Below are 17,042 nucleotides of genomic sequence, written 5' to 3' on the forward strand. Positions count from 1 at the left end.
TGTGGGACCTTGCCACAAGAAATTCATGTCCAAGCCTCAATCGCCAAGCCGGTCCAAGCGCGGTCGTCCGAGCCTGGCGCGGCTCGCCGCCATCGAGCCGATCATTCTCTCCGCGGCCTTCGACCTCTTTCTCGAAGAGGGGTTCGACGTCGCGACCATGGTCAAGGTCGCCGAGGCCGCCAGTCTCTCCAAGAGCACGCTTTATTCGCGCTTCCCGACCAAGGAGGCGCTGTTCGATGCCGTTATCCGCGAGCGCGTCTCGAAATGGTCGCGCGAATCCTCATTGCACGATCATGAGCTGCCCGAGGACATCGGCGGGCGACTCCATTATCACGCACGCAACCTCGCGCGCTCGATGATGTCGACCGAGGCCCAGGATCTGAGACGGCTGGTTTATGCGACGGCGGAGCGATTTCCGCGCCTGTCGCGAACCATGTATGAAACAGGCTACCTGCACATGGTCGAATTCATCCGCCAGGATATCGAAGAGGCCGCCCTCCGGGATTCCCGCCCGGTCCGGGATGCGGAAGGTGTCGCGCGCCATTTCACCAGCGCAATCCTTGGCTGGGTGACCCAGGAGGCAAGCGGCCGCGACCTCACGGTTGCCGAGGCCGAGACTGCCGCGGCGCGTTGCGCCGACCTCGTGCTTGCTGCGCGCGACGCCTGGTAGCCTCAGCCTGTCACCTCGAGATCGGCGGACAGTCCGGCCGCCTCGGCCGATGGGGCCACCGTCACAACGAACCGGCCCGGCTCGACGACCGGCCGGAAATCGGCGTCCAGCAGCGCCAGTTGGCCGGCCGAGAGCGGGAAGCTCACGCCGCGGGACTCTCCGGGTTTCAGGGTAACATGGCGGTATGCCTTGAGCTCGCGGATCGGGCGGGTGACGCTGCCGGCGACATCCTGGACATAGAGCTGGACGAGCTCGGTCGCCGCCTGCGTGCCCCGGTTGTGAACGGTCAGCCGCACGACCACCTCGCCGTCCGAAGTCATGCGGGTTCTCGACAGTTCAAGGCCCGAATATTCGATCTTGCCATAGGTCAGCCCATGTCCGAACGGGAAGGCGGCCGCGAACTTGACCTTGATGTAGCGTGTCGATTTCGGCCGACCAAAGCGGCGGCGGGCATAATAATAGGGGACCTGGCCCGGCGAGGCTGGAAAGCTGACCGGCAGGCGGCCCGATGGGCCGACTTTTCCGAACAGGACATCGGCAATGGCGTTGCCGGTCTCCGATCCCAGGAACCAGGTGACCAGGATCGCGGGTGCGGCGAGCACGGCCCCCTGAAGGGCAAGCGCACGACCGTTGCGCAAGACGACGACCACGGGCTTGCCTGTTTGGGCGATTGCCTCCGCCAGCGCCTGTTGCGCTGGGGGGATGACGACGAGATCGCGCGACGCGTTTTCACCCGACATTGCCTCGCGTTCGCCGAGCGCAAGGATCACGATATCGGCCTCCCTGGCCGCGGCCACGGCGGCCGCGATGCCCCCTTCGAGTTCCGTCTCGACCTCCGAGCCGGCCACCACCGTCACCATCGCCGGATCGGCAAGGCTCGCACGAATGCCCGAGGCCAGATCGACGGCTTCCTTGTTGTCGGCAAATAACGTCCAGGGTCCATGCAGATTCTTCTGCCCCTCCGCGAACGGACCGATCAGCGCTATGCGCTTGCCGGTTCGCGACAAAGGCAGGATGTCGCCTTCGTTTTTCAAGAGAACGATCGACCGCTGCGCAGCTTCGCGGGCCAGGGCGATGGTTGCCGGCTGTCGGGTGCGCGCGCGCTCGCGACGGGCGTCGAGCCTACGAAACGGATCGTCGAACAGACCGAGCGCGGCCTTGAGCGCGAGAACCCGTCCAACGGCCTCGTCGACCCGGGACATGGGCACATCCCCCGAAGCCACCAGCGAAGGGATGTGGTCGCGAAAGAGGCCGCTCGCCATACTCATGTCGACGCCGGCCATGATGGCGAGCCTTGCGGCCTGCCGCGCGTCCTGCGCCAGGCCATGCTCGACGAGCTCGGCATCACCATTATAGTCGCCGACGACGAGGCCCTTGAATCCCATTTCCTTGCGCAAGATGTCCGTCAACAGCCAGTGATTGCCGTGGGCGGGGACGCCGGCCAGGTCCTCGAAGGCCGCCATGACGGTGGCGCATCCAGCTTCGAGCGCCGCCGCAAAGGGTGGAAGATAGACCTCGCGCAAGGTCCGTTCGGAAATGTCCGCGACATTATAGTCGACCCCACCCTCGGCCGCGCCATAAGCCGCAAAATGCTTCATGCAGGCCGCCACGGAATGCGGATCGGACAAGGATGCGCCCTGAAATCCCCGCGTTCGGGCCTTGCCGAGGTCGCACGACAGAAGGACATCTTCTCCCGCGCCCTCGACGGTGCGGCCCCAGCGCGCGTCCCGGCCGACGTCCACCATTGGAGCAAAGACCCAGTCGATGCCGGCGGCCGACATCTCGTCGGCCGAGGCGCGTGCCGTTCGTTCGGCAAGTCCCGGATCGAAGGTCGCGGCTTCGCCGAGCGGAACGGGAAAGACGGTCCGATAGCCGTGGATGACGTCGGCGGCGAACAACAGGGGAATCGCCTGGCGCGATGAAATCGCGGCGCGCTGCAGTTCGGTCTGCATCGCCACGCCATAGCCGTTGAAGATGCCGCCAAGTCGCCCGGCGCGCGCATCCGCCATGAGATTGTCGACATTGCGCTTCGCGGCGGCCGGATTGATACTGGCCGCCGCCGCCGACGTCCAGGGCGATGGCATGAGGGTCAGTTGCCCGGCCTTCTCCTCGATCGACATGCGATCGATCAGCGACCGTATCCGGCTGGCGTGCGCCCCCCCCTCGAGCATCGCGATCGCGGCACGCAACGGCGATGCCTGCCACGCGGCAAAAGCTGCCGAACCGAGGAAAAGGGCGCGGCGGCTAAGCTCGGGCATTGCGCTGGCGCTCATCGGCCCGCCTCCTTCCTATGCACGGCCGACGACGGAATCTCGACGCCGTTTGCGCAACCGGACCCTTCGAGCCCGGCGGCCCAGCTGATGGCGCCGCCGATGAGGCGTCGATGGGCGACCTCGCCATAGGATGATGCGGTATGGCCAAGCGCCGAATAGAATGCCCGGCCATTTCCGACACAATGGGTCCAGACCATCGGATGATCGCCCCCCATCCCGATGTTGCGATCCGTGAACGGCCACGGCAGGTCCATCCGCGGGACGTAGGTCCGCTCGTCGATGGTTGCGAGAATGCGATAGCCCCTGGCACGGGGATTGGAGGCAAAGGAATACCATTCATCCGTGCGCTTCCATGTCGCTCCGAGATGGCGGGTCGCCGGATTGTCATGATCCTCGATCCTGAGCGTCGCCTGCTGGAATTGCGGATTCATGGTGTGGCCAATGAACTGGGCGCCGACGAGATCGTCGACATACCAGCGCCACGCATAGTCCGGATCTCCGCCGGCCCCATGAAGGCCGACATAGCCGCCGCCCGCTTCAAGCCAGGTTCGGAAGGCCTCACGCTGTGCCGGCGTCAGGACATCGCCGCTGACGCTGTTCCAGACGACCACCTTGAACCGTCTCAGCTGGTCGGGATTGAAAACCGCCGCATTCTCGGTGTCGAAGCTCGACCAGCCGCGCTCGCGCGCGATATCGCCAAGCGCCGCCTTGGCGGCGGCGATCTGCTCGTCGTCGCGAAACCCGTTGGTCTTGGAGAAAATCAGGACCGCGGTGCCGGCGGGCATTGCGGGCAGATCAGGCTTCACGCTGTCGTAGCCCTGGCCGATTCCAAAGGCCATGCGACCGAAATTGGCGAGCCCGAAGCCGTGAAGAAACAGCGCGAACAATATGAGGAGAAGCGTCAGGACGCCTCCGATGGCAAACAGGGACCATTTTAGCGCTCGCTTCATCCTGAGGCCTCATCCGCGCCCATGGCGCCCTTGATTAGAATTGCGAAAAGCACGCTCATGGCTCGACGAAGACCGGGCCTGACAGGCCCGCCGGTTCGCCGCCGATCGCCCGCAGGATCAGGGCCGCAGTCACCTGGCGGCGGCCAGCGGCGATGGGAACGACGAGCGGTCCCGGCGTCTTGTCGGGCTTGCGCGCAACGACCTCGCCGTCGAGCATGACCTCCCCGCTCCCCATGATGCCGGAAAATTTGAGATGCGCGCCCTGGCTCGCCATGGCGTCGCCCAGGTCGATCCGGGCGGCCAGGATGACGAACCCATCACCTGCGGCCGGTGCCGGCCGTTCACCAGCGATGATCGGATCCCAGCTATTCATGTCATTGTCGGCAAGCTCGGGGATGGCCCTCGGCCGTTCGACGAGAACGGGCGATTGCCGCCAGCCCGAGACCGCTTGCCGCAGCGACGGTGGCAGCGCCTGGCGGATCGCGCCCGGGACAACGGTGACCGTTGCGAGCGCCGGCCGCAACCCGGGAGACGCGGCGGTGAGCGTCATCCTGCCCGTTCCTCCGCGCATGGTCTGTACGATCGCCTGGGCAAGCCCGTTGAACAGCTGGACCTGATTGCCCTTGGATGGCGCCAGCGAAACCGGGTTGCCATTGCCAACCCCGATGATGCGGCCACCGCTTATCGAAAGCTCGACCGCCAGATTGGCGGTCGGGACCGGTCTGCCTTTCGCATCCACCGCCTCGATCCTGACGGGCTGCGCGTCGACGCCGTCACCGGCAAGCGCGGCGCGATCGGGCGTCAGGCGCAGGCGGATCGGGCTGCCGGTGGTTTCGACTTTCGACGTGGCGGCGATCCGTCCGTCTTTCCATCCCACCGCCTCGAGCGTCCCCGGTCGGTACGGCACGTCGAAGCTGATCATGTCATAGGGATCGGGCGTGCCACTTCCGACCGGCTTGCCGTTCAACCGCAGCTCCACGCGCTCCAGATTGGTGGCGACCATCACCGCAACCATCTCGCCGTCGCGCCCATCCCAGTTCCAGTGCGGGAGGATGTCGATGAGCGGACGATCCTTCACCCACAGGGCACGACGGATGAAGAAAGCGGATTTGGGGAAGCCGCACAGATCGAGAATGCCGAAATAGCTCGAATTGGCGGGCCAGGACCCCGGGGTCGGCTCGCCATGATAGTCGAGACCCGTCCATACGAAGCCGCCTGCAAGATAGGGCCGCGTGTCGATGGCCCGCCACGCCTTGCGCTGGGTCAACCCCCAGCCTGCGGCCTCGCTATCGTCGCTCGATCGGATCTGCCTGGTCTTGTCGGTTCGCCATTCGCCGCGCGTCATAAACGCGCTGGTATCTTCGGAACTCAGCATCGGCAGATGCGGGTTTTCCTTGTGGAAGCGATCATAGGACGCATGCTGATAATTGAAGCCGATGACGTCGACAGCCTGGCTCACATTGACGGGCGTGAACATGCCGCTGTTCATCGCCGCCGTGACCGGGCGCGTGTCGTCGAGCGACTTGACCCTCGCCGTGGCTCTCCGGACCATTTCGAAGCCGACGGTCGTTCCCTGGAAGGGTTCCTCGTTGAAGACCGACCAGAGGATCACGCTCGGGTGGTTGCGATCGCGCCGGACCAGCCATTCGAGCTGCTCGATATAATCCGGGCTCACATTGAAATTGCGGTTCTCGTCCATGACCAGCATGCCGAGACGGTCACAGACATGAAGCAGCGCCGGATCCGGGGCTCCGTGCGAACAGCGGATGGCGTTGCAACCCATCGCCTTGAGCTGGCGCACGCGCCATTCGACAATCGCGGCAGGAACCGCCACGCCAACGCCGGCATGATCCTGATGGAGGCAAACGCCCTTGAGCTTGAGAGGCGCTTCGTTGAGGAAAAAGCCGCGCTCCGCATCGAACCGGATCGTCCGAAATCCACAGGGCGTCGTCCGTTCGTCGACGACCTTCCCGTCGCGCAGCAGCCGCGTCCGCACCGAATAGAGATTGGGCATTTCGACGGACCACAACTTTGGACGAATACCGCCAATTTCCGTCTGGATTATGCTGCGTTCGAGGGGCAGCGCGGTGCCCTGGCCTCTGGCGGACGCCACGACGCTGCCATCGGCGTCCAGGAGATCGACCATGATCTCGGCGGATCGCGGCTCCCGTTCGATCGAGTAAAGCGTGACCTCGACCGGAATCCGCCACTCACCGCTCGTCTGTCGGCGCGGATCGGCATGGACGCCGTCGGTCACGATGCTGACCGGTGCGCGATCGACGAGCCATACATCGCGGTAAATCCCCGCGCCTTCATACCACCAGCCTTCGGCGGCATCCGCGTCGACACGGATCGCGAGCATGTTATTTGTCTCGCCGAAGGTCGCCATCGACGTAATATCGATGCTGAAACCGTTATAGCCTGACCAGTTATGTTCAACGGGCGTGCCATTGAACCAGAGGGTGGCGTTGGTTGCGATCGCGCCGAACTGGATCTCCAGGTAGCGCCCCTCAAGCGAGCGGTCGAGGGTAATGGCCCGCCGATACCAGGCGATGCCTCGCTTGCGATATCCTTGCGCGATATTTTCGGTTTGCACCGGCGGCGCCTCGATCGCCCAGTCATGGGGAAGGTCGACCGTCCGCCAGGACGCATCATCATGATTGGGGGCTGCCGCCCCCCGTGCCCCGCCCGCCTTGGCCGCGACATAAGAGGCGGATTGGCCCCGCAAGGGTTTGGGTTCGATTTCACCGGGATGAAATCGCCAGCCGACATTGAGCGAAGCCCCCGGCGCCGGCACGGTTCCGGGCACGGCACCAACCTTGACCCTGCCCCCAGCCATCGCGGGCCGCGGAAGCGAGGCGGCGATGAGGCCGCCTCCGAAGGCTTGCAGCAGGGTTCGTCTTTTCATCAAATCCTCGAACATAAGGCGGGCAGGCAGGCGACGCGGTGCCGCCCTTTCTCAAACCGGTTTTCTGACGCTCGTCGTCAGGCTTCGATCTCGATCAGCGCGACGCCTTCGGCTGGCAGGTCGATCAGCAGACCCGCGTTGCGATCGAGCCTGCGCTGCTCGGGAGGCGCGAGTTCCGCTGCCTTGCGGATCTCTTCGACCTGAGTGCGCGTCGGATATTGCGGCGAACCGAGCGCCCGCCACCGCGGGAGCGGTGATCCGCGCTCCTGGTCCACAAAGCTGACCTTCACCCGTGCGCCGGGGCGCGCACCCTTCAAGGCAATGGCGAAACGCCTGGCGCTGCCCGTCACGGTTCGTTCCGAGCTTCTGCCGGGAATGCCCGACGGCTGCTGTACTTCCGCCAGGTTCCAGACCAGGGCGGCCGCTCCCTTTCCGGTCTTGCTGGCGAGCGCCGGCCCCGTCGCCGCCAGGCGGCGCTGCCCCAGCCGATGAAGCAGCCGATAGGTGTTGAACGACGGTCGCGGGATGTTGCGCTGGGCAATCATGCCCCATCCGCCGTCGCCTTCCTTCAGGATGAAGTTCGGGAAGTTGATCTCCTCGAACACGTTGCTCAGCGCCCATTGCGACATGGCATGGCAATATGGGAGGCAGCGCGAGATGATGTGCGCGATCATGGCCGGGCTGTCGGAGGACCATTCGCTGAGCCACAGCTCGGCACCGCGATAGGGAGAGGCGTCGATCTGTGCGCGAACCTGCGCCATCGCCGCCGGGATGACCTCACTCGTCGGGTGGAGCGCCGCCGTGCCGAACATCTCCTTCTGATCGTCGCCCGCATAGATGTGGGTCGAGACGAAATCGACCGGAAGTCGCTCCTGCGCGCAGAAGTTCAGGAATTCCGGGATCCACTGGACGGCGGCCGTCGATGGGCCTCCGACACGCAAGGCCGGGTCAACGGCCTTGATCGCCCGCGCGGCAGCCTTGTACATCTCGAAATAGTCGGCCTGGCTGCCTGAGAAGAACCATTTGAGATTGGGCTCGTTCCAGACCTCGAAATACCACTGACGGACCTCCCGGGCGCCATAGCGGTCGAGCAGGTGGCGCACGAAGGCCTGGATGAAATTTCCCCAGTCGCTAGGCGATGCGGGCGGCGTGATGTTGGCGTTATAGGTGAAATTCAGTCGGGTCGTTCCGCTGGCCAGCTTGCGCGGCATGAAGCTCAGTTCGACAAAGGGCTGCACCCCGCGGGCGAGCAATCCATCATAGACGTCGTCGACATTCTGGAAATTGGGATCCTTGCCGCCCATGCCGCCCGGCCAGACGCCGAGATCGTCGTTGAAGATCCCGTGGAAGCGCACGCGTTCGAGCCCGGCTTCGTTTCGAAAGCGTTCGAGATCGCGGCGCCAGGATTCGCGCAGTGTTATCGAGGCGCGATCAGACCCGGCGCACCTCGACCAGATATGATCGAGGGGACCGGTCTCGTCGTTCAGGTCGATTTCCACGCGCTCGGTCGCAGGCTGGGCCCGAACGCTGTCGCTGGCCAGAACCGCGGCCGTAGCGACACCGGCTCCGATCACGTCTCGACGATTCCACATATATTCTGCTCCTTGCGCGCGTGCGGCGTGCCAATCGGTCAGGCGGTGACCGTCAGCTTGACGGTCTTCAGACTGGCCGAACTCGGCCCGGTCGAGAGAGTGAAGGTGCCCGGCTCCACCACCCGGTTCATGTCGATGTTCCAGAAGGCGAGCGCATCGGCGCCGAGCTCGAAGCGCAGGGTCTGTTTTTCTCCCGGCGCGAGCGTCACGCGCCGGAAGCTCTTGAGCTCAAGGACTGGCCGGGGCACCGAACTCACATCGTCGCGAATATAAAGCTGCACGACTTCGTCACCGGCGCGCTCGCCCGTGTTGGTCACGTCGACCTCGACGATGAAGGCCTCGCCGACCTTGATCGCGGCCTTCGGCAGTCGCGGCACGGAGAGATCGAAGCTCGTATAACTGAGGCCGTGTCCGAACGGGAACAAGGGCGCCGACTTGCCTTCCACATATCTCCGCCGTGCTTTGACGGAGGGATGCTCATTGTAGAATAGCGGCAGCTCGCCCACCGATCGGGGGAATGTGACGGTCAGCTTGCCGCCTGGATTGATCCTGCCGAACAGCATGTCGGCAAAGGCGTTTCCGCCTTCCTGACCGAGATACCAGCCCTCGACGAGCGCATTCGCCTTTTCGGCAAGGCGCGTCACGGCGAGCGGCCGTCCGTTGATCAGCAAGGCTATGATCGGCTTGCCGGTGGCGATCATCGCCTCGACGAGCTTGTCCTGATCGCCGAAAAGGCCGAGCGTGCTGCGATCGCCCGCTGAACTGGTCGAGATCGTCTCGCGCGTGATTTCCGGGACATCGCCGACGACAAGCAGGATGGTGTCGGCCTCCTGCGCGACCTTCACCGCCTCCTCGATCAGGCTGGCATTTTCCGTGGGGTCCGCGAACCGGGCAGACTTGCCGGGAAGATGCTGCCCCGTCAGATCGGGCTTGATGATCCGCACGCCCTCGGCGTGGGTCACCGAAATGCGCGGTCCGACAGCCGCCCGAATACCGTCCAATATCCCCACCGCCTTGGCGTTGACGGCCGAGTAGCCGCCGAACAGGGGCTCAACCGCGTTGGGACCGATGACAGCGAGCTTGCGAGCATTGTTGGGGTCGAGCGGCAGCACGCCGTCATTCTTCAGGAGCACCAGCGCTTTCTGCGCGGCGGTCCGGGCGAGCTTTATGGCCGCAGGCGTATTGATCTGGCGGAGCGCGCGGGCGCGATCCACATAGGGATTCTCGAAAAGGCCTGCCTCGAACTTGAGCGCGAGAACGCGCGAAACGGCCGCATCGATACGCGCTTCGGAAACGCGGCCGGCGCGGACGAGTTCGGGCAACATCTTGTACGCCTTGCCGTCCGGGAGCTCGGCGTCGATGCCCGCCTCAAGCGCCAGCACCGCCGCCCCGGAATCATCTTCCGCCACATGATGGTCGGTCACGAGATTGGTGACCCCGCCATAGTCGCTGAAATAGGCACCCTTGAAACCCAGCCGCTGCCGACCCGTCTTTTCAAGAAGCTCGACATTCGCGTGCGAAGGCACTCCCTCCAGTTCATTGTAGGAGGGCATGATGATCGCCGGATCGGCGACCTTGATGACCTCCTCGAACGGGACGAGATAGGCTTCGCGCAGCGTGCGCTCGCTCATGTCGGCCGGCGCCGTGTTGAGACCGCCCTGTGGCGCGCCATGGACGAAATGCTTCAGGGTGGTGAAAATCTTGTCCGGGCCAAGTGGCCGCGCACGCCCCTGCTGGCCTCGCACCGACGCGATACCCATCTGGGCCACCAGATAGGGGTCTTCTCCGAAGAATTCCTCGACGCGGCCAAAGCGCGGATCGCGCGCCAGATCGAGCACCGGACTGAGCGCCACCGTCGCCCCCCGCAGCCGCGCCTCGCGACCGACAAGGGTGAATATCTGTTCGACGAGCGCCGGATCCCATGTGCTGCCAAGTCCCAGCGGAATGGGAAAGATCGTGGCGTCGCGCGACTTCAGGCCATGGGCCGTTTCCTCATGGAAAAGCGCTGGAATACCGAGGCGCGTCTGTTCCACCAGAAAGCGCTGAACGGCATTGATATAGTCGACCGTCTCGCCCGCTTCTCTGTAATAGTCCTTGCTGGCGCGCGGCGTTCCGAATGTGTCGCTCGGACTTCCGAATTGCCCGATCCCTTCAGGCAGGACCTTCTGCGCCTTGGCGGCCGAGAAGACACCTTCGTCGAGGATGTCGCCTTTGGTGTATTGAATACACCGCATCTGCGCGACCTTCTCCTCGAGCGTCATCCGCCCGAGGAGATCGCGCACGCGGTCCGCAACCGGTGCGGCGGGATCACGGTAAATTGGACGTCCACTCGGCTTGGCCGCCACGGCCGTCGGCAGCACGGCCATGGCCGACGCGACAAAGGCCCGGCGACTGATCGCGATATCAACGGGCATCGAACATGCTCTCCGGCAAGGCGTCAGCGCCAGGGCCATCGGCGCGCCGCACCGCAGGCAGCGCGGCTGCTCGATCGGCGGATTCGGGTCCGACCAATGGCCACGAAGCTTCCATTGCACACCTGTTCATGGCCCCTCCTCATCCGTGCTCATGATCGCGCGTCCGGGCGATCCGACACCATATTGGACAACATTGTCCATTTTAAATGACCGCCCGCCGATGTAAAGGGTCGACGCGAACATGCGACGCGCGACGAGGAATTGTCTTGAAAGCGCTGGACGATCAGGAGGAAGCAGGCATGGGCAGACTGGACGGCAAGGTCGCGATCGTCACGGGTGCCGGCCGGGAGGGCAATATTGGCCTCGCGATATGCGAAGCGTTTCTACGCGAGGGCGCCAGCGCGGTGATCGGCACGGATCTGCGGACCGACGAAGCGGACCAAATTCGGGCCCGCGTCGAGGCCAGCTTCGGCCCCTTGCGGTTCCGCTTGCTGGAGCAGGATGTCACCCGGCAAGACGATTGGGAACGGGTCATCAAGGCGACGGTCGGCGAGTTTGGAGGGCTTGATGTCCTGGTCAACAATGCGGGGATTTCAATTCACGCAGGGATCATCGACACGTCGCTCGAGGATCTTCGCAAGGTGATGGCGGTGAACCATGACGCCCTCTTCCTGGGCATGAAGGTGTGTGCGCCCTTGCTCGCCGAAACCGTCCGGCGTTTTCCGGGCGGAGGCAGCATCATCAACAACCTCTCGATGGCCTCGTACATGCCCAACGCCAATAATATCGGCTATCATGTGTCCAAGGCCGCCGGACGAATGCTCACGCTCTGTGGCGCCGTCGAATTCGGACCGATGAAGGTCCGCGTCAACTCGGTTCATCCAGGTCTCACGATGACGCCGCTGATACGGGACGGGCTGAACGATTATGTCGCGGCGGGCCTGTGGGAAACGCCCGAAGCGGCCGAGGCGGCGATCGCAGGCATGGGACCGCTCGGAATATCGAGCCAGCCGGAAGATACCGCGCATGCCTTCGTATATCTCGCCTCCGAGGAATCGCGGTTCGTGACCGGAACCTCGATCTATCATGACGGCGGCATCGGTCAGCGCTACTGATCCGGCCCCGGCCGGCTGCCGGATCTTCGCGACCGATCAAAAGCGAGCAGGGGCGGCGCGCGCGCCTGCCCGACGGAATGTCGACGCCCGTCGCATCATGCCTTTTTGGCCAATCCGACTTTATAAGTTATTACTTACATAGTAGTGCGGGCGTTCCGGAAAATCAGGGAGCGACAACGAGCGCGTCCCCTGGCGCCCCGGATCACCGGCGATGCTCCGCGCGAGCCGTAGAAGGAACCTCATGGCCGACCTGTTCGCACCGTTGTCATTCAGCCGCGGACCGGCGATGAAGAACCGCTTCATGCTGGCGCCGATGACCAACCAGCAGAGCCATGCCGATGGCCGCCTGTCGCCAGAAGAATTCGACTGGTTGACGCGACGCGCTGAAGGCGGCTTCGGCCTTGTGATGACGTGCGCTGCGCACGTCCAGCCCGCCGGACAGGGTTTTCCCGGCCAACTCGGCGCGTTTGCGGACGACCTTGTCGAAGGACTTGCCCACCTCGCCGCGGGAATTCGCGAGCGGGGCGCCCTATCGTCGCTGCAGTTGCACCATGCCGGGTATCGTGCCCCATCCGCGCTTGTCGGCACGCCGGTCTGTCCTTCGGATCATGAGGAGACAGGCGCGCGCGGCCTCACCCTGGACGAGGTTCGGCAGCTTCGGGATGATTTCATCGCCGGGGCGCGGCGCGCGGAAGGCGCCGGGTTCGACGGTGTCGAGATCCATGGCGCTCACGGCTATATCCTTGCCGAATTCCTTTCACCCGAAGTCAATCGGCGTACCGACCATTATGGTGGCGACGCCGCCAATCGCGCCCGACTGATATTGGAGATAATCGACGGGATCCGCGCGCAATCCCGCTCCGATTTCCAGATCGGGCTTCGTCTCTCGCCCGAACGCTATGCGCAAAGGCTCGACGAGGTTCTGGCCCTGGCCGGGCGGGTCATGGCGGACGGCAAGATCGACTATCTCGACATGTCGCTGTGGGACGTCGCCAAGGAACCCGAGGATGAGCGCTTCCGGGGCCGAAGCCTGCTCAGCTATTTCACCGAACTGGATCGCGGATCGGTGCGACTCGGGGCGGCCGGCAAGATCATGACGGGGACCGCCGCAGCATCGGTTCTCGATGCGGGATGCGATTTTGTCAGCATCGGGAGGGCGGCCATCCTCCGCCACGACTTTCCCGCGCGGGTGCGGGAGCAGCATGATTTTGCGTCCCCTTCCTTGCCGGTCTCCACGGCGCATCTTGCCGGCGAAAGTGTAAGCCCGTCGTTCGTCGACTATCTGCGCACCTGGCCCGACTTCGTGGCACAGCCGACGTCGGGGTTCGGCCGTTGAGCGTCGCCGCCAATGCCTGGACTATCCTCGAACCCTATTTTGCCCGGCGAAGGATACGGCGGGGTTTCACCTCCGGTCGTGCCGCCAGATCCACGGCTTCGCAGCCATCCGCGAGACGCGAGGACGGGGCCATGCTCCCGATGGGAGCCCTGGCGGCGGAACGCGTGAATTGGCAATTTGACGGCCGCCCCCACACGGTTACGGAACCGGAATGAGCAGAAAGCGCCTCTCGAGCGGTGACCGTCGCGATTCCATCATTGCCGCCGCGACAAGCGTGTTCGCGCAGCAAGGCTTCAGCGGTGCCCGAACCAACGACATCGCGAAGACTGCCAAAGTGTCGGAAGCACTTCTCTTCCGGCACTTTCCCTCCAAGGTGGCGATTTATCGCGCGGTTCTGCGGCGCATCATCCGAACCCAGGATGAGACATACAGCGTTCTGAGTGGCATGACGCCGGACGCCGCGGGAATGATCGACATCCTGCGTCGTACCTTCCGCAACAGCCTCAACGGTCTGAATGCGCCAAATGCCGAGGGTATCCGCCTTTATGTTTCGAGCATGGGCGGCGACAGCAGCTATGCCTCGCTCGCCTATCGACGGTCTTTGCGCCTGTGGCTCAAACCCCTCGAACATGCGATGGAACAGGCGCGTGCCGCGGGCGACCTTGTCGGCGCGCCCATCCCGGCGCGCAACGCCTTTGCCTTCATCGAGCATATCAGCACGATGATGCTGATATCGCGGACCCATAAGAACGGCACCATATCCTATGAAGGCACGGACGAGGCCCTGCTCGAAGATGCGATCCGTTTCTGCGCCCGCGGCCTTGGCATGACCGAAGCGGCGCTCGAGGCCCACGCGCACCTCATGCGGAAGGCTGGCACGACCGGGGCGATCGAAGCTGGAAAAGGGACAACAGCCTCGTCGAAGGTCCCGAAGGCAAAGCCGAGAAAGGCTCGCGCCAAGGCCGCCTGAGCAGACTTGGAACGATCGCCAGACCTCCCGCAGTCACCTCGCCGCGACAAGCGCGCTGGAGGTCGCCGCGCCCCCGCCGGCCGAAATGGCTTCAGCGGCTGCCGCCTATCCACCCCATAAGCTCGACACGAGAATGCGAGGCGACAGTGAGGCCATCGCGCCTCGGCGCGAATTCGCGTCCGCAGGCGGTGATGCGGACGCGAACTACTGACCCGATCGATGACTCTGCATTTGCGCGCGGTCGCAAGGCGCGCGCTACTGCCGAGATCAGGCCGCCTGTAGCTGGAGTGGAGAAACGGGGGCCTCGACGGGATATTGCGCCGGCGCACCACCGTCATAGGCGGCATGGAGCGAACGGATGAAGAGCGGATCGCGCAACGGATCCGTTGGCGTTTCGATGGCGATGCCGCGCGAGCGGACGTCCTTGATAAGCGTATCGAAGACACGATCGTGGGTGAGGTCGTCGGAGCCGTCCATGTTCTTCTTCAGCTCCGCGAAGTCCTCGAACACTTCGGCAGACCAGTGCACAAGGAAACGAAGTTCGTCGGTGTGATGCCGCGCGATGACCTGGTCACCGGTTTTGAGGAGCCAATGGTCGCTGCTCGTCGGGTCGCCCGAAAACAGGGTCTGGAAGGCAAGGCCCGCGGGACGCTGTTGGTCGAGCGGTCCGTTCGCCTCGCCCCGATGCATCATCATTTCGTTCTGCACGAGAACGCCCCGATTGTAGATCGGCGGCTGCAGGCGCCTGGGCGCTTTCAGCGGACCCTCGGGCCAATAGGTAAAGCCGGACGAGCCATCGTGAGAGAACCAGGTGATGACCTGGGCCATCTTGATCAGATGATCCTTGAAGAGCCCCGACTTGCCCATCACCGAGCACAGCCAGGTGGGCGAATTCTCATAGCGGATGCCGCGGAAGCTCGGCGAGTCGAGATGCCCCGGATCGTTATTGGCGCAGGGACCATTGACGTTGAAAAGCATCATCTGCGGCTTGGCATATTGCGCCCCCCAATAGCTTTTGGCGAGCTCGAGGAACTTGTCATTGTAGAAACAGTCGCTGATCTCGGGAAAGAGACAGGACGAATAATTGGCGTAGAACCCACGGAAGGTCGGCGTGAGGAACATGTCGAGCGTCGGGGTGACCCCTTCGGGAAACCCGCCCGAAAGCGTCGCAACAAGTTCTTCGGCTGAGGCAAAATGCTGCGCAAGAATGAGTTTCCAAGGTCCGTTCTGCCGCACGACGTCGAGCAACCGGGCGTGCTGGTCGGGCGTGTAAACATTCTCCAGCTCGCGCGGCGGCGCCACCGGCTTCAGCACATTGGAAAGATGTTCACGCGCGGCCTGGTCGAGCATGGGTAGAATCCTCTGGATACAAGTGAGTCGTCACTTACACGCACTTAATTGCGCAATGGCGGCATTGCAATCGGCTGGCCAAGATCCCCGCCGGTCCCACCGCCCGTCCTGAGCGCATGCCGCCAAATCGGGCGCGCACTTTGCCCGGCACCGTCCGCACTCTGCCGCGCGGTTCGTCGACCTGCTCGAACGCAATCTACCCTGTCAGGCTCGCTTAGGCAGGATCGGTAATCCGCACCGGTCACCTCGCCGGCTGGTCCGACATGGCATCAAGGTCCCTACGATATGCTCCTGGCGGTTTGCCAAACCATTCCCGGAACGCCTCGCGAAATGCATCGGCGTCGCAAAAGTCGAGACGGGCGGAGATATCCTCAATGCTGAGGTGCGGCTGGCGCAGAAGTTCAAGCCCCAGCTCTCGGCGGCAACTGGCCTTGATCAACCGATATGACGCGCCACGATGCGCCAGATGTCGGCGCAACGTCGGCTCGCTTGCTCCCAGATGCGCTGCAACCTCGGCAAAGGACGGGAGGCGAGCGCGGGAACGCAGCGTCTCTATCGCGAACCGGCGAACGCGGTCGGGTAATGGCAGATTGGCAGCCTGCGCATCCATCCCGAACAGAAAGCTTCTCGGGGGGCGGTCGCTCAATTCGCCGAGCGATCGGACGACGGGATAATCGAGCCAGGTGCTGGCAAGTCGAAAGCCTGTCCAGGGCGCGTCGATGACAAGGGGGTATGGCAGAAAACCAGGATCGAGTGGCGCGCACAAGGCGCCGGTATAGCCAAGATGGATCGATCTCAGTGGCAAGGCGGAACCGATCAGCCATTCGATCAGACCGTGGATGCTGGCAAGGCCATGCAGATCGACGACGCACCCCACGCGTGTCGGGGCGGGCCGCAGGGAATCGATCCTGACTTCGGCCACCGCACCCTTTTCAAAAAGCGCCATTTTGCCGCAGCGACCATCTATGGCCTCAAACGCCTGAGCGGCGTGGAGGATCGCGTCGCGCAACGTCCTGCCTGCGAGGAGGCAATAGAGGATCACCTGCCAGTCGGGCGGACGAAGCGGCTCCCGCCCTTCTGCGAGACTGGAATATCGGGAGAGAAGGTGAGCGAGGCGCGAACCGAGGCGCTTCACCGCATTCGGGTCGAGACCCTCGATGGTTGATCGGCGCAAGGCGCCCGACGGAATTGCGAGGTTCAATCCTTGCAGGATTTCCGTCGCCGGCACGCCCATCGCCAGAGCGAGGTCCAGCATTTCGCAGGCAAATCGCACACTGCCTGCGGGCGCCCGCGAGATTTCGCCCTCCATATTCCGCTCAGGACTTCCCGCAAGATTGCGCCGAACCACGACTGTCACAAGAGAATCTGGTCAACATCACCGGGGCACCTGATCGAAAAATGGGTGGTCGCTAAAGCCCATTCTGCACGATCATGGCACCTAAGCAAGTAGTCACTCAGATGGGT

Annotated in this window: 11 protein-coding genes; 4 read left to right on the plus strand and 7 right to left on the minus strand. The window is 63.8% G+C overall.

Annotated features, from left to right (window positions below; all coding sequences use genetic code 11):
* The first annotated feature begins 25 nt into the window (after window positions 1-25).
* Complete coding sequence (locus tag ACFB49_RS10915; protein ID WP_380879336.1) at window positions 26-670, plus strand: TetR/AcrR family transcriptional regulator; 645 nt, start codon at window positions 26-28, stop codon at window positions 668-670.
* Between the two features lie 2 nt (window positions 671-672).
* Here the strand turns inward: ACFB49_RS10915 and ACFB49_RS10920 are convergent, their stop codons facing one another.
* The 5 genes from ACFB49_RS10920 to ACFB49_RS10940 all read right to left on the minus strand — a co-directional run bounded on the left by ACFB49_RS10920 (window position 673) and on the right by ACFB49_RS10940 (window position 10,807).
* A complete protein-coding gene (locus ACFB49_RS10920) occupies window positions 673-2,943 on the minus strand; it encodes a glycoside hydrolase family 3 N-terminal domain-containing protein (RefSeq protein ID WP_380879338.1) in 2,271 nt (756 codons plus the stop codon).
* Window positions 2,940-3,893, minus strand: a complete 954-nt coding sequence (locus ACFB49_RS10925) for a ThuA domain-containing protein (RefSeq protein WP_380879340.1) — start codon at window positions 3,891-3,893, stop codon at window positions 2,940-2,942. The genes ACFB49_RS10920 and ACFB49_RS10925 overlap by 4 nt, the downstream gene beginning before the upstream one ends.
* A gap of 55 nt (window positions 3,894-3,948) precedes the next feature.
* Entirely contained in the window at window positions 3,949-6,801 is a 2,853-nt protein-coding gene (galA, locus tag ACFB49_RS10930) for a beta-galactosidase GalA (protein WP_380879342.1), read from the minus strand.
* Window positions 6,802-6,878: 77 nt separating this feature from the next.
* Window positions 6,879-8,393: a hypothetical protein gene (locus ACFB49_RS10935; protein WP_380879344.1), complete on the minus strand. Its 1,515-nt coding sequence runs from the start codon at window positions 8,391-8,393 to the stop codon at window positions 6,879-6,881.
* Window positions 8,394-8,431: 38 nt separating this feature from the next.
* Window positions 8,432-10,807: a glycoside hydrolase family 3 N-terminal domain-containing protein gene (locus tag ACFB49_RS10940; RefSeq protein WP_380879346.1), complete on the minus strand. Its 2,376-nt coding sequence runs from the start codon at window positions 10,805-10,807 to the stop codon at window positions 8,432-8,434.
* Between the two features lie 206 nt (window positions 10,808-11,013).
* Here ACFB49_RS10940 and ACFB49_RS10945 point away from each other — a divergent pair, with 206 nt between their 5' ends.
* The 3 genes from ACFB49_RS10945 to ACFB49_RS10955 all read left to right on the plus strand — a co-directional run bounded on the left by ACFB49_RS10945 (window position 11,014) and on the right by ACFB49_RS10955 (window position 14,228).
* Complete coding sequence (locus ACFB49_RS10945; RefSeq protein ID WP_380879348.1) at window positions 11,014-11,922, plus strand: SDR family NAD(P)-dependent oxidoreductase; 909 nt, start codon at window positions 11,014-11,016, stop codon at window positions 11,920-11,922.
* A 241-nt stretch (window positions 11,923-12,163) separates the two neighbouring features.
* Window positions 12,164-13,258 (plus strand): NADH:flavin oxidoreductase, encoded by a 1,095-nt coding sequence (locus ACFB49_RS10950; protein ID WP_380879350.1) that lies wholly within the window; start codon window positions 12,164-12,166, stop codon window positions 13,256-13,258.
* 211 nt (window positions 13,259-13,469) lie between these two features.
* Complete coding sequence (locus ACFB49_RS10955; protein WP_380879352.1) at window positions 13,470-14,228, plus strand: TetR/AcrR family transcriptional regulator; 759 nt, start codon at window positions 13,470-13,472, stop codon at window positions 14,226-14,228.
* A gap of 267 nt (window positions 14,229-14,495) precedes the next feature.
* On the opposite strand, the gene ACFB49_RS10960 is transcribed toward ACFB49_RS10955, so the two are convergent.
* Together ACFB49_RS10960 and ACFB49_RS10965 are read right to left on the minus strand one after the other, a co-directional pair.
* A complete protein-coding gene (locus tag ACFB49_RS10960) occupies window positions 14,496-15,578 on the minus strand; it encodes a hypothetical protein (RefSeq protein WP_380879354.1) in 1,083 nt (360 codons plus the stop codon).
* Between the two features lie 241 nt (window positions 15,579-15,819).
* The gene (locus ACFB49_RS10965) at window positions 15,820-16,887 is read right to left on the minus strand and encodes a helix-turn-helix domain-containing protein (protein WP_380879356.1); all 1,068 of its coding nucleotides are present in this window, start codon (window positions 16,885-16,887) and stop codon (window positions 15,820-15,822) included.
* Window positions 16,888-17,042 lie beyond the last annotated feature (155 nt).

Source organism: Sphingomonas sp. DBB INV C78 (assembly GCF_042693015.1).
Lineage (GTDB): Bacteria > Pseudomonadota > Alphaproteobacteria > Sphingomonadales > Sphingomonadaceae > Sphingomonas_E.

Excerpts from the sequence above, each read along its gene's own strand:
- ACFB49_RS10955 (WP_380879352.1), top strand. The coding sequence starts at position 13,470 with ATGAGCAGAAAGCGCCTCTCGAGCGGTGACCGTCGCGATTCCATCATT.
- ACFB49_RS10950 (WP_380879350.1), top strand. The coding sequence starts at position 12,164 with ATGGCCGACCTGTTCGCACCGTTGTCATTCAGCCGCGGACCGGCGATG.
- ACFB49_RS10935 (WP_380879344.1), bottom strand. The coding sequence starts at position 8,393 with ATGTGGAATCGTCGAGACGTGATCGGAGCCGGTGTCGCTACGGCCGCG.
- galA (WP_380879342.1), bottom strand. The coding sequence starts at position 6,801 with ATGAAAAGACGAACCCTGCTGCAAGCCTTCGGAGGCGGCCTCATCGCC.
- ACFB49_RS10940 (WP_380879346.1), bottom strand. The coding sequence starts at position 10,807 with ATGCCCGTTGATATCGCGATCAGTCGCCGGGCCTTTGTCGCGTCGGCC.
- ACFB49_RS10925 (WP_380879340.1), bottom strand. The coding sequence starts at position 3,893 with ATGAAGCGAGCGCTAAAATGGTCCCTGTTTGCCATCGGAGGCGTCCTG.
- ACFB49_RS10920 (WP_380879338.1), bottom strand. The coding sequence starts at position 2,943 with ATGAGCGCCAGCGCAATGCCCGAGCTTAGCCGCCGCGCCCTTTTCCTC.
- ACFB49_RS10960 (WP_380879354.1), bottom strand. The coding sequence starts at position 15,578 with ATGCTCGACCAGGCCGCGCGTGAACATCTTTCCAATGTGCTGAAGCCG.
- ACFB49_RS10945 (WP_380879348.1), top strand. The coding sequence starts at position 11,014 with ATGACCGCCCGCCGATGTAAAGGGTCGACGCGAACATGCGACGCGCGA.
- ACFB49_RS10915 (WP_380879336.1), top strand. The coding sequence starts at position 26 with ATGTCCAAGCCTCAATCGCCAAGCCGGTCCAAGCGCGGTCGTCCGAGC.
- ACFB49_RS10965 (WP_380879356.1), bottom strand. The coding sequence starts at position 16,887 with ATGGAGGGCGAAATCTCGCGGGCGCCCGCAGGCAGTGTGCGATTTGCC.